At 63.4% G+C, this 14,262-nt stretch carries 15 protein-coding genes and 1 tRNA gene; 3 read left to right on the top strand and 13 right to left on the bottom strand.

Features of this window, described 5'->3' with window-relative positions:
• Positions 1–26 precede the first annotated feature (26 nt).
• The 11 genes from AFIC_RS07280 to AFIC_RS07230 form a co-directional block, all read right to left on the bottom strand.
• Positions 27–119 (bottom strand) — tRNA-Sec (locus AFIC_RS07280).
• Between the two features lie 423 nt (positions 120–542).
• A complete protein-coding gene (locus AFIC_RS07275; RefSeq protein ID WP_275248457.1) occupies positions 543–809 on the bottom strand; it encodes a hypothetical protein in 267 nt (88 codons plus the stop codon).
• A 1,290-nt stretch (positions 810–2,099) separates the two neighbouring features.
• Positions 2,100–3,584, bottom strand: coding sequence for an Asp-tRNA(Asn)/Glu-tRNA(Gln) amidotransferase subunit GatB (gatB, locus tag AFIC_RS07270; protein ID WP_275248456.1), 1,485 nt, complete (start codon positions 3,582–3,584; stop codon positions 2,100–2,102).
• A 52-nt stretch (positions 3,585–3,636) separates the two neighbouring features.
• Positions 3,637–5,028, bottom strand: coding sequence for a patatin-like phospholipase family protein (locus AFIC_RS07265; RefSeq protein ID WP_275248455.1), 1,392 nt, complete (start codon positions 5,026–5,028; stop codon positions 3,637–3,639).
• Between the two features lie 99 nt (positions 5,029–5,127).
• Positions 5,128–5,424, bottom strand: coding sequence for a chorismate mutase (locus AFIC_RS07260; protein WP_275248454.1), 297 nt, complete (start codon positions 5,422–5,424; stop codon positions 5,128–5,130).
• A complete protein-coding gene (locus AFIC_RS07255; protein WP_275248453.1) occupies positions 5,424–5,717 on the bottom strand; it encodes a hypothetical protein in 294 nt (97 codons plus the stop codon). Before AFIC_RS07255 ends, AFIC_RS07260 begins: the two co-directional genes overlap by 1 nt.
• A complete protein-coding gene (gene gatA / locus AFIC_RS07250) occupies positions 5,717–7,192 on the bottom strand; it encodes an Asp-tRNA(Asn)/Glu-tRNA(Gln) amidotransferase subunit GatA (protein WP_275248452.1) in 1,476 nt (491 codons plus the stop codon). Before gatA ends, AFIC_RS07255 begins: the two co-directional genes overlap by 1 nt.
• Entirely contained in the window at positions 7,185–7,370 is a 186-nt protein-coding gene (locus tag AFIC_RS07245; protein ID WP_275248451.1) for a hypothetical protein, read from the bottom strand. The genes gatA and AFIC_RS07245 overlap by 8 nt, the downstream gene beginning before the upstream one ends.
• Before the next feature lie 15 nt (positions 7,371–7,385).
• Positions 7,386–7,673, bottom strand: a complete 288-nt coding sequence (gatC, locus tag AFIC_RS07240; RefSeq protein ID WP_275248450.1) for an Asp-tRNA(Asn)/Glu-tRNA(Gln) amidotransferase subunit GatC — start codon at positions 7,671–7,673, stop codon at positions 7,386–7,388.
• A gap of 178 nt (positions 7,674–7,851) precedes the next feature.
• A complete protein-coding gene (locus tag AFIC_RS07235) occupies positions 7,852–8,427 on the bottom strand; it encodes a carboxymuconolactone decarboxylase family protein (RefSeq protein WP_275248449.1) in 576 nt (191 codons plus the stop codon).
• Positions 8,428–8,444: 17 nt separating this feature from the next.
• A complete protein-coding gene (locus AFIC_RS07230; RefSeq protein ID WP_275248448.1) occupies positions 8,445–9,620 on the bottom strand; it encodes a YbfB/YjiJ family MFS transporter in 1,176 nt (391 codons plus the stop codon).
• Positions 9,621–9,727: 107 nt separating this feature from the next.
• Between AFIC_RS07230 and AFIC_RS07225 the strand changes: the two genes are divergently transcribed.
• Together AFIC_RS07225 and ruvX are read left to right on the top strand one after the other, a co-directional pair.
• Positions 9,728–10,672: a LysR substrate-binding domain-containing protein gene (locus AFIC_RS07225; protein ID WP_275248447.1), complete on the top strand. Its 945-nt coding sequence runs from the start codon at positions 9,728–9,730 to the stop codon at positions 10,670–10,672.
• A 42-nt stretch (positions 10,673–10,714) separates the two neighbouring features.
• Positions 10,715–11,197, top strand: a complete 483-nt coding sequence (gene ruvX / locus AFIC_RS07220; RefSeq protein WP_275248446.1) for a Holliday junction resolvase RuvX — start codon at positions 10,715–10,717, stop codon at positions 11,195–11,197.
• A 6-nt stretch (positions 11,198–11,203) separates the two neighbouring features.
• Here ruvX and AFIC_RS07215 read toward each other — a convergent pair whose 3' ends face one another.
• Together AFIC_RS07215 and AFIC_RS07210 are read right to left on the bottom strand one after the other, a co-directional pair.
• Positions 11,204–11,989: a CPBP family intramembrane glutamic endopeptidase gene (locus tag AFIC_RS07215; RefSeq protein ID WP_275248445.1), complete on the bottom strand. Its 786-nt coding sequence runs from the start codon at positions 11,987–11,989 to the stop codon at positions 11,204–11,206.
• Between the two features lie 26 nt (positions 11,990–12,015).
• Positions 12,016–13,650, bottom strand: coding sequence for an acyl-CoA dehydrogenase family protein (locus AFIC_RS07210; RefSeq protein WP_275248444.1), 1,635 nt, complete (start codon positions 13,648–13,650; stop codon positions 12,016–12,018).
• On the opposite strand from AFIC_RS07210, the gene AFIC_RS07205 reads away from it, so the two are divergent.
• Positions 13,649–14,101: a hypothetical protein gene (locus AFIC_RS07205; RefSeq protein ID WP_275248443.1), complete on the top strand. Its 453-nt coding sequence runs from the start codon at positions 13,649–13,651 to the stop codon at positions 14,099–14,101. The two genes, AFIC_RS07210 and AFIC_RS07205, sit on opposite strands and share 2 nt — an antisense overlap.
• Positions 14,102–14,262: the final 161 nt, after the last annotated feature.

The following is a 14,262-nucleotide window of genomic DNA, read 5'->3' as shown; positions in this document are numbered from 1 at the left end:
CCCGGCGGCGGCGAGGTTGTGGCAAGTGGCGAAGGCGGACAGGAAACAAACCTGCAAGACCGGGCTCCCCGGTCTCACCGGCTTTGAAGACCGGGCAGACCAGGAACCCAAACGCCTCCGAGCGCTCTCACATCGAACACTCATCTCGCCGAGCGCTCTCCCTTGAATGCCTATGCCTGTGCACGAATGCACACAAAATGCGTTGGTATTGGGTTCTGCAATGCTTGGGAAGCGCCTTGATTGTCAAGCAGAAGCTGGACTGTGCAGGAGATCCAACCGTCCGCCACCAGAATGCGCCATTTTTTCTATCAAGCAATCGAATGCGGCTATCGATGGGCATGTTCTTGCGCGAGGTGCAAGACATCATCCCATTATCGGCAGACACCGTCGCTAGCGCCGAATACGAGCGCCGAAGCCAACCTGCAAAAAGAGACAGCCGCGCCAAAAGGCGGTCGCACGCGACGCGGGCCGGCGAACGAGACGCCCACGCGGAACCGAGGCTTCTCCATGGAACCTCGGAGCCAAACCGCAAACAGCGATGGTTAGTGCGCCGTCATCCATGCACGAGCCTCGCGCTGGGCCAGCGCGATGTCTTCCGCCGACATCTGCTCGGCCAGTTCGCGGCGCAACTGGATCGCATCCACCCGCCCCTTGAGCGCCGCCAGATTGAACCATTTGTGCGCGGCGACGAGATCGACGATGCCGTCACGGCCCGTCGAGAACATCAGCCCAAGATCGAACAGCACATCGCCGTTCGCACTTGCTTCAACCGGGAAAGCACCGGTCTGGTCGATGGCCATCTGAAACATTGCACCCTCCTTCATCACGGGCCGGGCGGCATCTGGCCGACCGCGGCTCCTGTCCAAATCCGTCTTTCACATCCCCTCGCCGGTTGACCGGCTTGTGAGGGTGATCTGACCGCTAAAATTTGAAGGGTGGTTTAAGTATCGAGATGAATCGAATCTCAACGGGCGGCCGCGCACGATTCGGGACGCGGCGGAAATCTTCGATTCTTCAAGCGCTTCGCAAATCGTTCAGAGAGGATTCAGGCTGACGTTTGGGAAGCCGGTAACCATCGGCCAAACAGGCCCGATGCGGGCAATCACACGCGGCAATGGTTCCGGGGACGATCGATCTATCTGGAACAGGCTGGCTCAAGGCCAACGTCGGAAGCCGGTCGAGAAACCGGCCCGATAAAGAAACGAGGGCGTCGGTGAACACGTCAGGATTGAGATTCAACCGGAAGTTCCGGTGAACTGCGGACACGAGATCCGCAACGTACGAAGAGCGCTGACGCCCTTCTGCCGGGTCGGCTACAGAATTCTGCCGCCTGTCCGACCGTCTCTCCTGATGTCTCGCCGACACCCTCTGTCGTCAATCCGGGCCGGAAGTGTCCGCCGAAGCCGACACTGGTCCTTATGACGTTGCCGGCTTCAAGCTGCCGGCAATCCGTAAGGCGGAGCCTTACTTCTTCTTCTTGGCGACCTTGCGGGTCTTCTTGGCAGTCTTCTTCACTGCCGACTTCGCCTTCTTGGCTTTCGCCTTCTTCGCTTTCTTGGCCATGTTGCCCTCCATTAATGAGATGGCTTTGTCGCTGTCGTGCACTCGGGAATCGAAATGCACTGCATTTGGATTACACCAACGCGTTAAAAAAAACAGTGTCCCGCTTAAGGAAGTGTTGACGCAACAAGCACGATGCGACAGCCGCGCTGACTCTCAAAACATCGCCACGCATTGCCGGCGCGAGAGCCGCGCGAGACGCCTTCGATCGTCCCTCGCCGCAAGAAATTCAAAAAACATCTGATAGACGGACATTACTTGCATCGAATGAAAAGCAGCAATGCAACGCGGAAAGCCGGGCACGCGCGCTATCGGCACGAAAAAACACGCTTCGCGGACTCTGAGTCGGAATTTTTGGCAACGAAATTATTTTCGTGGATTTTTCCTTTTGAGGCGATCTGCGCTCGCATCGGCAGCCGTTTCGACACTTCACTCCGCCGATTCGCGAATCGCGATCACCGCCTCACATACGCCATCCGACATAAAAACGGCGCCGCACGAATGCCGTGCGACGCCGTTTTGGATCGTGTCTCGCGCGTTCAGATGCCGAGTTTGGTCTTGAGAAGATCGTTGACGGCCTGCGGATTGACCTTGCCGCCCGACGATTTCATCACCTGACCCACGAACCAGCCGATCAGTTGCGGCTTGGCGCGCGCTTGCTCCACCTTGTCGGGGTTGGCGGCGATGATGTCGTCCACCACCTTCTCGATCGCGCCGAGATCGGTGACCTGCTTCATGCCGAGGCTCTCGACCAGCGCCTTCGGATCGCCGCCCTTGGTCCAGACGATCTCGAACAGGTCCTTGGCGATCTTGCCGGAGATCGTTCCTTCTCCGATCAGGTCGATGATCGCGGCAAGCTGCGCAGCCGAGACCGGGGATGCGGCAATCTCCTGCCCTTCCTTGTTCAGGCGGCCGAACAACTCGTTGATGACCCAGTTGGCGGCGAGCTTGCCGTCGCGTCCGGCGTTGCCGAGCCCAGTCAGCACCGCCTCGTAGAAGTCGGCGCTCTCCCGCTCGGCAACCAGAACGCCGGCGTCATAGGGCGTCAGGCCGTAAGCTTCGATGAACCGAACCCGCTTCTCGTCGGGTAGTTCCGGCAGCCCGGCCTTCAGTTCCTCGACATAGGCGGCGGTGAATTCCAGCGGCAGCAAATCGGGATCGGGGAAGTAGCGGTAATCGTGCGCCTCCTCCTTGGAGCGCATCGACCGCGTCTCACCCTTGTTGGGGTCATAGAGCCGAGTCTCCTGCTCGATAGTACCGCCATCCTCGATGATCTCGATCTGGCGGCGGGCCTCGAACTCGATCGCCTGACCGATGAAACGGATCGAGTTGACGTTCTTGATCTCGCAGCGGGTGCCGAAAGGCTCGCCCGGCCGGCGCACCGACACGTTGACGTCGGCGCGCAGGTTGCCCTTCTCCATGTCGCCGTCGCAGGTGCCGAGATAACGCAGGATACTGCGCAGCTTGGCGACATAGGCCTTGGCCTCGTCGGACGAGCGCATGTCCGGCTTGGAGACGATCTCCATCAGGGCGACGCCCGAGCGGTTGAGATCGACATAGGACATCGCCGGGTGCTGGTCGTGCAACGACTTGCCCGCGTCCTGTTCCAGATGCAGCCGCTCGATGCCGACCGACGCGGTGCCGCCGTCCGGGGTGTCGATGATGACCGTGCCCTCGCCGACGATCGGCGACTTGTACTGGCTGATCTGATAGCCCTGCGGCAAATCGGGATAGAAATAGTTCTTCCGGTCGAAGGTCGATTTCAGGTTGATCTGCGCCTTGAGGCCGAGCCCGGTGCGGACCGCCTGCGCGACGCATTCCTCGTTGATCACGGGCAGCATGCCTGGCATCGCCGCATCGACCAGCGACACATGCTCGTTGGGCGCGCCGCCGAATTCGGTCGAGGCGCCGGAAAACAGCTTGGAGTTCGAGGTCACCTGGGCATGGACTTCCAGCCCGATCACGACTTCCCAGTCGCCGGTGACGCCCCTGATGAGCTTTTTGGGATCGACGGATGCATTCATGGGGCGGCTTTTACCGCGCCCGCGAACAAGAGAAAACCCCCGCGCGGTGGTGTCAGAGGCTCGCAGCGAAGGTCTTGAAAACCGGACTTCCCCGCAGCGTGTCCCGGCCCGCCTCGATCACGTCGTCCACCTGCTCTCGCGGCAGGTGAAACCGGGTCGGAACATTGTCCAACTGCTGCGCGCGCGCCGGATCGAGCTGATCGAAGCCGAGCCGCCCGACAAAGAACTTGATGTCCCGGCAATTCCAGCCGGGACCTGCGCCGTATCTGGCGCGGTCGGCCGCCGACAATCCGCAGCGCCACCGGATCAAGGCTCCCTGCCAGTCGTTCACGGTGCTGGTGAAGGCGGTGAAGCTGCCCGCGACGCTGGCGCCAAGGGCCGTATCCGCCGTGGCCTTCACAAGGTCCGCGCCGCGCGGCCCCTCGACCGTGTTGATCCACTGGGGTGACGGTCCGGGAGCGGACGCGTCCACCACCAGAAACAGCGCGCGCCGCAATCTCACGGCCTGCTTCGGCGAGAGCGGTCCGTAAGGCGTGTCGGACGACAGCCGCGCGATGGTGAAGCCCGACAGTCCGAAATTATCGACGAGGCCACCGTCCAGCAACTTGATATAGGGCACCGCGCCGTCATGATACTTGGCGAGCGCGCTGGCGAAGCTCGCCAGCAGCGGCGGCGCGTTCTTGTTCCGGCGCACGCGCTCGACCCAGGACGGCAACGGCTGGTCGCATGCTTTCGGGAACGACTGGATCACGACCGGCGCGAACGCCACCGGCACCGCGGCCGATGCCGCGACGGCGTCCGCAAGCGGATATTGCGACAGATCGCTGCAAATGGCGTTGAAGGTCACCGAGCCGAACACGAACGGCGTCCTGTTGTAGATGTCGGAGGCATTGATCCAGACGCGCGGCTTGCCGATCGCGCGGAATTGCCCGAACGTCGCGCCGTTGAACAGGTTCGCGTCGAGCCAGCGCGGGAAGCCGGTGGAATCGTTGATGCCGCCCGCGAAAGCCCGGCCCAGCGTCGCCAGATTGAGGTTGGTTTCCAGCCCCTCCTCGGCATTGCGCAGCAAGAACTTCTCGCGGAAATCGGCAAGACCCTCTCTTTTCCTGAGACCGTAATAGGCGGCGGTGACGGAGCCGCCCGACACGCCGGAGATGAACTCGACACGGTCGATCATCGGCCCCTGCGCGCCGCGCAGCGGAATCCGCTCCATTTCCGACAGCACGCCGTAGGCGTAAGCCGCCGCGCGCGTGCCGCCGCCGGAAAAGGACAGCCCGATGATCGTCTGATCCGCGCTGGTGTTTTCCTCGAAGGCCGGCCCGAGGCTGTTGGCCAGATTCGGCGGCGTACCGGCAATATTGACGGGGTCGTTCCGGATCGTCGCGCAGCCGATCAGCAGCGCGCAAACCGACAGACTTCCCAACACTGAACGTACGCGTGACATGCCGTCTTTCCTCAAGCGCCGAGTCTTGAGAGTTAGCGTGGCTTTTTTCCTAATACCCCGACGTCCACGTCCAACAGGGTTAACGGTTTCGCCCGGATTTTAGGATTTGGCGCTCTTGATGTGCTCTTCTTCGTAATCGATCGACCAGCCGATGAGATTGCGCCAGAGCATTTCGGCAAGATCCGGCGGCACGCCCACGGCTTCGGCCTCGGCGCGGACATGGGCGACGACCTCCTCGACCCGCTCCGGGATCGCGGCCGGAAGCCCTTCCCGCAGTTTCACGGCGATCACCTGATCGAGGCAGCGCACACGCTCGGAAATCAGCGCAACGAGATCGCGGTCGATCCGGTCGATGACCTCGCGCAGTTCCGGCAGATTTTTCGGTTCCGACGACATCAGTTCCTGCCCAACAGTTCCGACGCGATCTGGTCCCATTCGGTTTCAAGCGGCTCGGACGACACGGGCTTGCCTGCCCGGCCATACCAGTAGCCCGCATTGCCGAGATCGCCTTCGACCCTATGGATATGCGCATGAACCCACGCACCGTCCGCCGTTGGCGTCTGTTGCGCAAGGGAATGTGCCTGTTCCCAGTTTCCCTTCGCAACCCACCACAGCGCCGTCAGCGGATGCGACAGATTGGCCGGTGGCGAGGTTTGCGCGAGGCTGGCCTTCAAATCCGATATGCTCATCACCACCACCTCTTCGGCTCGAACCGTCCCGCCGCCTGCTCGATGGTCTCGCCGAGCGAGAACAGCGTCTCCTCGTCGAACGGACGACCGATCAGTTGCAAGGCGAGCGGCAGGCCCTGCGCGTCCTTGCCCGCAGGCACGGCGATGCCCGGCAGGCCCGCCATGTTCACCGTCACCGTGAAGATGTCGTTGAGATACATCTCGACCGGGTCGGCCTTGCCCTTCTCGCCGATGCCGAACGCCGCCGATGGCGTCGCGGGCGTGAGGATGGCGTCCACGCCCTTGGCAAACACGTCCTCGAAGTCCTTCTTGATGAGGGTGCGAACCTTCTGCGCGCGCAGATAATAAGCGTCGTAGTAACCGGCCGAAAGCACATAGGTACCGATCATGATGCGGCGGCGGACTTCCGGCCCGAAGCCCGCGGCGCGGGTGTTCTCGTACATCTCGGAGATGGTCTTGCCATCGACGCGCGCGCCGTAACGCACGCCATCGTAGCGCGCGAGGTTCGACGACGCCTCGGCTGGCGCCACGACATAATAAGCCGGCAGCGCGTATCGGGTGTGCGGCAGCGAGACCTCGACGATCTCCGCGCCCGCCGCCTTCAGCCATTCCGCGCCCTGCGTCCACAGTCTCTCGATTTCCGGCGACATGCCGTCGAGGCGATATTCCTTCGGAATGCCGATCTTCATGCCCTTCACGGACCTGCCGATCGCCGCTTCGTAATCCGGCACCGCGCGATCGACCGAGGTGGTGTCTTTCGGATCGTGCCCGGCCATCGAGCGCAGCATGATGGCGGTATCGCGCACCGTGCGCGCGAACGGGCCTGCCTGATCGAGCGATGACGCGAACGCGACCACGCCCCAGCGCGAGCAGCGGCCATAAGTCGGCTTGATGCCGACGATGCCGGTGAAGGCCGCAGGCTGGCGGATCGAACCGCCGGTATCGGTCCCGGTCGCACCTAAACACAGACCCGCCGCCACCGCCGACGCCGAACCGCCGGAGGAGCCGCCCGGCACCAGCGCCGCATCAGATCCCTCGCGCCGCCACGGATTGATGACATTGCCGAACGCAGAGGTCTCGTTCGAGGAGCCCATCGCGAATTCGTCGTTGTTCAGTTTGCCGAGCAGCACCGCGCCGTCGCGCCAGAGCTGCGCCGTGATGGTCGATTCATAAGGCGGCTTGAAATCGCCGAGGATTTTCGAGCAAGCCGTGAGCCGCACATCTTTTGTCGCGAACAGATCCTTGATGCCGAGCGGAATACCGAGAAGGTTGCCGCCCTCGCCTTTCGCAATTTTGGCGTCGGCCTCCTTCGCCATCGCGCGCGCCTGCTCGGGCGTCTCCAGCACATAGGCGTTGAGAATGCGCGCACCCTCCATCGCGGCCAGATGCGCGTCGGTCAGTTCGAGCGCCGTGAAAGCTTTCTCGGTGAGGCCCTGTTTGGCTTCGGCGAGCGTCAGTGCGGTCAGATCAGTCATTCGTCTCAATCGGGTCGCAGATAAAGGGAGATCGTTTGGCGCGTTTGGCAGCCATGGAGGCTTTCAGGGCGACGTCATGTCCTTCGTCGGGGTCCGGCGTTTTGCCCTGCCGTTCCATGTCGTCGAGGTAGTCCATGAACGCCTGATAGAAGTCTTCGTCGCTGCAAAGTTCGCACATCGGAGCACCGTGCCGCTATTCGACCACCTTGGGCACGAGAAAGAAGTGATCCTCGGTCACCGGCGCGTTGGCCAGCACGAGGCTCGATATCTCGCCATCGTTGACGAGGTCGTGACGCTTCTTCATCTCCATCGGCATCACGGAGGTCATCGGCTCGATACCCTCGACATCGACCTCGGACAACTGCTCGATGAAAGCGAGCATCGCGTTCAGTTCGCCCTGAAGGTGCGGCACCTCCTCGTCCCTGACGGCGATCCGCGCAAGCTGCGCGATCCGGCGAACCGTGGCTGCATCGACTGACATTAGATATGGCCCCAGATTTGGCTCCGGAATACCGCCTCGGCGGCTCCAATGGCCTGCCTATAAAGCATTTTCCGGCCAAGGGGAAATCAGGGGAAAAAGGGCGAAAAAGCAGTAAAAAATCACGCCATTTGGCTGTTATCCGCCCTGCCCGGTAGCGGCGGAATCCGTGTCATATTGCCTATAGTGGCAAGGCCGGCAGCGCCTTCACGCCATCGACAGTCTCCGGCGGCGTGTGCGCGACGTTAAGCACCAGCGACACGGTCAGGAAATAACCGATCAGCCCGGTCAGATCGACCACCCCGCGCTCGCCAAGCCGGTTCACTGTTCTGGCATAGGTCGAATCGCAGACACCGCGATGCGCAAGCAATTCCTGCGTGAAGTCGTAGACCAGAGTTTCATCCGTATTCATGTCGTCCGGGCGCCGTCCGCACCGGATTGCCTCGACGGTCTCGGAGCTGGTGCCGAGTTTGAGCGCCAGCGGAACATGCGTGAACCATTCGAACTGCTGGGTGCAGGCGCGCGCCACCACCAGCATGGCGAATTCGGACAACCGCGGCGGCAAGCTGCTGTCGAAGCGGATGTACTCTCCGACCCGCTGCAAGCGGTCGAGCAGTTGCGGGCTTCGCAAGAGCGGGATGAAGGGTCCTTTGACACCCTTTCGCGGCCCGTCAATGAGCGCCTGCGCTGCTGCCTTCTGGCCGTCGTCCAGTTGCTCCAGCCCAAGCGGAGGCATGCGGTCAGGGTGCTGATGCATATCGGTTGTCCTTCTTCCTATTCTTTTCCCGAGGCTTGGGCACTCCACCCCAGCACCAGATTGCTCACGACGAGAACCAGCGCCGCGATCACGCTTGGCACCACCAGTCCTCCGCCAAACAGGCTCACCGTTGGCGGGCCGAGAATCTGTCCCACCGCGAAAGCCGCCGTGTAGAGCGCGATCAGCCGCCCCGGATGCGCACCGCCAAGGCGACGCGCTTCGCGGATGCCAGCCATGGTGATGACCATGAAGGTGCTTCCGACGCACAACGCCGAGAACAGCAACGCATATAGATTGACGACGAACACTGGCGCGACCACGCCGGCCGCCAGAACCCATTGTCCGAAAATCCACAGACGCCGCGCCGAATGATGCGGCAGGAATTTCGCGGCGCAGATCGTCGAGATCGCGCCCGCCGCGCCGAACACCGGCCACACCATGCCGAACATCACCGGATCGGTGATGACGTCGCGCGCCATGGCAGGCAGAAAAGTTGCGGGAATGATGTAGCCGTAACCGAACGCGCCGTAGCACAGCGCCGCCAGCCACGCTTCTCCGCTCAGGGGAGCGGGCCGGGATTTCGGCGGCAAAACCTCGTGCCCATCGTCGCCCGTCAGCGGCAACCAGAGCACCAACGTGAACAGCGCGGCGACGACGCCAAGGCCGATCCATGTCAGGTTCGCGCCCAAGGCAATGACGCCCGCGACGAGGCATAAAACACCGGCAAAGCAGATGCCGACGCCCACGCCCGAGAAGACATATCCCGACCATGTCTCCTTGTGCGCCAGCGCGAGGCGCGGCATCGCCCAGGCGGATACGCCCACCAGCACGAAGGCGCTGCCCGCACCGGCCAGAAACCGCAGGATCAGCCAGAGCGGGAAACCCCGCGTCAGGCCCATCGCGAGAGTAAGCATGGCGATCGACAGAAGCCCCCAGCGCACGGCCGTGGCCGGACGGGGATGCCACCAGATGCAGATCAACGCCCCGGCAAGGTAGCCAACGTAATTGGCGGTCGCGAGCCAGCCGCCCTCCACCAGACCGACGCTTCCCTCCTGCTGCATCAACGGCAGCACAGGCGTGAAGGCGAAGCGCCCGATCCCCATCGCCACCGCCAGCCCGGCAAGTCCGATCCACGCGATGGAGCCGGCGCGCGGCATTGAGGGCGATGCGGTCGGGACGGAAGCAGATGACATGGCGTATCCGGCGATTGAACTCATTCGCCGCGAGAGTAGACTGGCGACATATTCTCGGATATTGAATAATAAAGAATAACATATTCTCTTTTTGAGAATACTCGATCATGAGACCATCAGAGGCCGCGATGAACTTCACGGATTTACAGATGTTCAAGGCCGTCGCCGAGGAAGGCGGCATCATCAAGGCCGCGCAGAAATTGCATCGCGTGCCCTCGAACGTCACGACGCGCATCAAGCAACTGGAAAGCACCATCGGCGTGCCGCTGTTTCATCGCGACCGCCAGCGGCTGCATCTGTCGCCGAGCGGCGAACTGCTGCTCGACTACGCCGAGCGGCTGATCCGGCTGTCCGAGGAAGCACGCAACGCCGTGTCCGGCGCGCCGCCCCATGGCCTCTTGAAACTCGGCGCGCTGGAAAGCACGTCCGCCAGCCGTCTGCCCGCCGTGCTGGCCGAGTTTCACCGCCGCTATCCCGATGTGCGCCTTGAATTGACCACCGGCACCAACGACACGCTGGTCAATGCGGTCGCGGAGCGGCGGCTGGACGCTGCCTTCATCGCCGAGCCGCCATCCGTGCGCGGGCTCGCTCACATGCCGGTGTTTCGCGAACGCCTCGTGGTGATTTCAAGCGCGGATCATCCGCCCATCGCCAGTTCGCGCGAGGCCGCGGGTCAAAGCCTGATCGCCTTCCCGACCGGCTGCGCCTATCGCCGCGTGCTGCAACGCTGGCTGAAGCGCGAAAGCCTCGCCACCCTGCGCGTGATGGAACTGACATCGTATCATGCGATCGTCGCCTGCGTCGCGGCCGGGGCGGGCATCGCCCTGATGCCGGAGGCCGTGCTGGATGCGATGCCTCACGCGCGCGTGCGGCGAAATCCCATTCCGCGCGCGCAAAGCGAAATCGTCACGCCGCTGATCTGGCGCGAGGGCGAGATATCGGCACCCGTCATGGCGCTGCGGACCCTGATGGCTTCCATAAAAGAGGGACGGCCCTCCGCGAAGGCCCGAAAAGCGAAAAAGCCACGGAGCACGCGGACGGCAAAGGCATAGGATGGCTTTGCATCGGCTTTCCACGTCATGGTAAGCGACACCATGCCCGCTCTTATCCTTCCCCTCATCGAGGCCGCCGCGCACTGGACGCCGCGTGGCGCATTGATCGGGCTCGACCTCGGCACCAAGACCATCGGCGTCGCCGTCTCCGATCCGGACCGGCGGCTCGCGACCGGCGTGACGACGATCCAGCGCAAGACCTTCACAAAGGACGCCGCCGAACTGCTGAGAATATCAGGCGAGCGCGCCTGCGCCGGATTTGTGCTCGGCCTGCCGATCAACATGGACGGCAGCGAAGGCCCGCGCGCGCAATCGACCCGCGCCTTCGCCCGCAACTTCGCAAAGCTCACCGATCTCGCCATCGGCCTGTGGGACGAGCGGCTTTCGACCGCCGCCGTCGAGCGCGAACTGATCGCCAACGATGTCAGCCGCGCGCGCCGCGCCGAGGTGATCGACGAGCACGCCGCGATCTTCATCCTGCAAGGCGCGCTGGACCGGCTCGCGGCGCTCGGCCGCCAGCCATAGCCCGGATCAGGAATGCGAGGCGAGCCAGATGGTCTGGATCGTCGCCGCGAGATTGTTCAGGCCGTGGATCACCACCGTGAGCCATGTCGAATTGCTCCGATAGCGCAGATAGCCGAGCAGCAACCCGATCGAGAACACCTCGCCGAGGAAGAACCAGTCGTATTGCAGGTGCATCATCGTCCAGACCGCCGAGGACAGGATGATCGCACCGGGAATCCGCAGGAAGGATTCCGACCAGCCGCGATATAGAAAGCCGCGCACGAAGAATTCCTCCGTGACCGGCGCCGCAACCACGATGGCGAGAACGAGCAGCCATAGCGTGTTGTCGGCCTGCGCGGCTTTCAGCGTGTCCATCATGAAGCCGGGCATCACCTCGCGGCCGGTGGCCTTGGACAGCAAATCCCATCCCTCGACCAGTACCGCGAGGCTGACCGCGCCGATCAGCAGCCATTTCCATGACGGACGGTTCAGCGCGAGGTAATCCGCGAAGCGCTGGCGCGCCAGCTTCGTCGCGAGCCAGATCGCGAGCAGCACGCCCGGCAGGCCGGTCATGACCGAGAGCGACAGCGCCTTGCCGCCCGTGACCACATGCGTCAGCGAACTCGCGAAGGTGGACATGGTGAGCGGTTCTTTCTGCATGAGGAGCAGAATCACGATCGTCGCGCCCTGCCCGAGGAACAGCGCGATGAAAATCAGCAGTCCCCACAGCGAGGTGCCCCAGAATTTCCAGACGCGCGGCTCGCGGGGCGGCAACGCAACGGGGTCGTCGGTGAGCGTTTCGGGAAGACTCATCGATATGCTTTCGGTTGCAATAGAGCTTAAGGCAGCGCCCGTGCGAGCAGGCCCTCAATCTCGCCGGGCGTAAGGCTGACCGCGCCATACATCAGCCCGTGCCGTTGCGCCAGTCGCGTTTGCGCGAACAGGGCCGCATGGCCGGGATGGACCGGCTTCAGCGCCACGGCGGCGGCCGCAAGCGCGAGGCTTTCCACGGCGTCACGGGCCGTTCCCTCCGCATCCGGCCGGCCCAGCGCCGCAGCGGTCGCGGACAATGCCGCCTTTACGTCCGGCAAATCCCCACCCTCTTGCGCGAGGTGAGCCAGAACGGCGGCCGCGGCATCGCGCTCGCGCGACACCACCCGCAGCACGTCGAGGCACATCACATTGCCGGAGCCTTCCCAGATCGCGTTGACCGGCGCCTCGCGGTAATGCCGCTCCATGATGCCTTCCTCGACATAGCCGTTGCCGCCGAGGCACTCCATCGCCTCGTACAAGAAGGCGGGCGCGCTCTTGCACACCCAGTATTTCACCACCGGCGTCATCAGCCGCATGATGGCGTTCTCAAGCGGATCATCGGGCGCACGGTCGAACGCATGGCACAGTCGCATCACCAGCGCCGTCGTGGCCTCGACATGGAGGGCCATGTCTGCCAGCACGCCGCGCATCAAGGGCTGGTCGGCGAGATGCTTGCCGAACACGCTGCGATGCCGCGCATGGTGAAGCGCGTGCGCAAGGCCCGAGCGCATCAGCCCGGCGGAGGCGATGGCGCAATCCTGCCGCGTCAGCGACACCATCTGGATAATGGTGGCGATGCCGCGCCCCTCCTCGCCCAGCCGCAGTGCATACGCACCCTCGAACTCCACTTCGGACGAGGCGTTGGAGCGGTTGCCGAGCTTGTCCTTGAGGCGCTGGAAGCGCAGCGCATTCACCGTGCCGTCCGGCGCAAAACGCGGCATGACAAAACAGGTGAGACCTCCTTCCGCCTGCGCCAGCACGAGAAACGCATCCGACATCGGCGCCGACATGAACCATTTATGGCCGGTGATGCGATAGGCATCGCCGTCCTTCTCGGCACGGGTGATGTTGGCGCGCACGTCGGTGCCGCCCTGCTTCTCGGTCATGCCCATGCCGATAGTCATGCCGCGCTTTTGCCACCACGGCATGAAGGCGGGATCGTAAACGCTCATCCCCAGCACCGGCATGATCCGCGCGCGCAGCGCCTCGTCGCTCGCCAGCGCCGCCACCGACGCGCGCGTCATCGTGATCGGACACAGATGCCCGGTCTCGACCTGTGCGGCGATGAAGAACTTCGCCGCGCGCACGACTTCCGCAGCGCCTCCTACCGGCGTCCCCGCAGCGGTCCATGTCGAGTTGTGCAACCTGGCATGGGCGCTGTGCGCCATCAGCTCGTGATAGGCCGGATGAAATTCCACCTCGTCGCGGCGAAATCCACGCGCGTCGTATGTCTTCAGCTTCGGCGGATTTTCATTGGCGAGCCGCCCGCGCTCCGCCATCGCCACTGAGCCCCAGAGCCGCCCAAACAGCGACAGGTCCTCCGCACGATCCCGCGCGCCATAGGCAGCCACCGCCTCCATCAGCGGAGCGTCGCAATTAAACAGATTGACGTCGCAAAACGGCGGCGGCTGGTTGAGCACGGCGGCGCGGGCAAACGGCATGGCGATGCTCCTGACGAAGACGGAGCGGCACGCACTCCGATTCGGGCCGGATGGGGGCAAGTCTAGCGCCAGCGGCATGGCGCGGAAAATCGCCGCAGCGAGAAATTTTCCGGAACCTGCCCTGCCGCACGAGGTTTCCCGGCAACCAACACCGGAGGAATGCCAGATGCAGGTGAAGCCCCTTCTTGCCGCGGCTATCGCGGCGATGATTCTGAGCGCGTATGGCGCATCGGCGCAAAATACGTCCACGCAAAGCCCGGCGGCACAGAATCCCACCCAGCCGGCCACCAGCGACAAGCCGGATGCGAAACAGTCCGCGCCGGCCGAATCGCCACAAGCCTCGGGCCACGACGCCCAGTCCGGCCAGCCGGAAACCGGACCGAACGCCGCGAAGACCCAGGGCACGGCGAGCGACGGTTACAAGGGCATCCACGAGGGCAGCAAGAAATAGCGGCGCCTTTCAGGGCGGCTGGGCGCGCATCTGCCGTTGGCCCCGTTTTCTCCGGCCATCGGCGAGACCCTTCCGGCCGCCATTTACCCTGCCGCGCAGGGGCGCGCGCGAACCGTCCACAGCCGTCGAATCCGCCTTGCTCCGAAAGCCAAGTCTGCCTA

The sequence above is a fragment of the [Pseudomonas] carboxydohydrogena genome (assembly GCF_029030725.1).
In the GTDB taxonomy this organism is placed as follows: domain Bacteria; phylum Pseudomonadota; class Alphaproteobacteria; order Rhizobiales; family Xanthobacteraceae; genus Afipia; species Afipia carboxydohydrogena.
The sequence above is the reverse complement of the archived record's forward strand: the minus strand, read 5'-3'. Positions and strand labels throughout refer to the sequence as shown.

Coding starts and splice junctions, on each gene's coding strand:
- AFIC_RS07275 (WP_275248457.1), bottom strand. CDS start 809: ATGTTTCAGATGGCCATCGACCAGACCGGTGCTTTCCCGGTTGAAGCA.
- gatB (WP_275248456.1), bottom strand. CDS start 3,584: ATGAATGCATCCGTCGATCCCAAAAAGCTCATCAGGGGCGTCACCGGC.
- AFIC_RS07265 (WP_275248455.1), bottom strand. CDS start 5,028: ATGTCACGCGTACGTTCAGTGTTGGGAAGTCTGTCGGTTTGCGCGCTG.
- AFIC_RS07260 (WP_275248454.1), bottom strand. CDS start 5,424: ATGTCGTCGGAACCGAAAAATCTGCCGGAACTGCGCGAGGTCATCGAC.
- AFIC_RS07255 (WP_275248453.1), bottom strand. CDS start 5,717: ATGAGCATATCGGATTTGAAGGCCAGCCTCGCGCAAACCTCGCCACCG.
- gatA (WP_275248452.1), bottom strand. CDS start 7,192: ATGACTGATCTGACCGCACTGACGCTCGCCGAAGCCAAACAGGGCCTC.
- AFIC_RS07245 (WP_275248451.1), bottom strand. CDS start 7,370: ATGTGCGAACTTTGCAGCGACGAAGACTTCTATCAGGCGTTCATGGAC.
- gatC (WP_275248450.1), bottom strand. CDS start 7,673: ATGTCAGTCGATGCAGCCACGGTTCGCCGGATCGCGCAGCTTGCGCGG.
- AFIC_RS07235 (WP_275248449.1), bottom strand. CDS start 8,427: ATGCATCAGCACCCTGACCGCATGCCTCCGCTTGGGCTGGAGCAACTG.
- AFIC_RS07230 (WP_275248448.1), bottom strand. CDS start 9,620: ATGTCATCTGCTTCCGTCCCGACCGCATCGCCCTCAATGCCGCGCGCC.
- AFIC_RS07225 (WP_275248447.1), top strand. CDS start 9,728: ATGAGACCATCAGAGGCCGCGATGAACTTCACGGATTTACAGATGTTC.
- ruvX (WP_275248446.1), top strand. CDS start 10,715: ATGCCCGCTCTTATCCTTCCCCTCATCGAGGCCGCCGCGCACTGGACG.
- AFIC_RS07215 (WP_275248445.1), bottom strand. CDS start 11,989: ATGAGTCTTCCCGAAACGCTCACCGACGACCCCGTTGCGTTGCCGCCC.
- AFIC_RS07205 (WP_275248443.1), top strand. CDS start 13,649: ATGGCGATGCTCCTGACGAAGACGGAGCGGCACGCACTCCGATTCGGG.
- AFIC_RS07210 (WP_275248444.1), bottom strand. CDS start 13,650: ATGCCGTTTGCCCGCGCCGCCGTGCTCAACCAGCCGCCGCCGTTTTGC.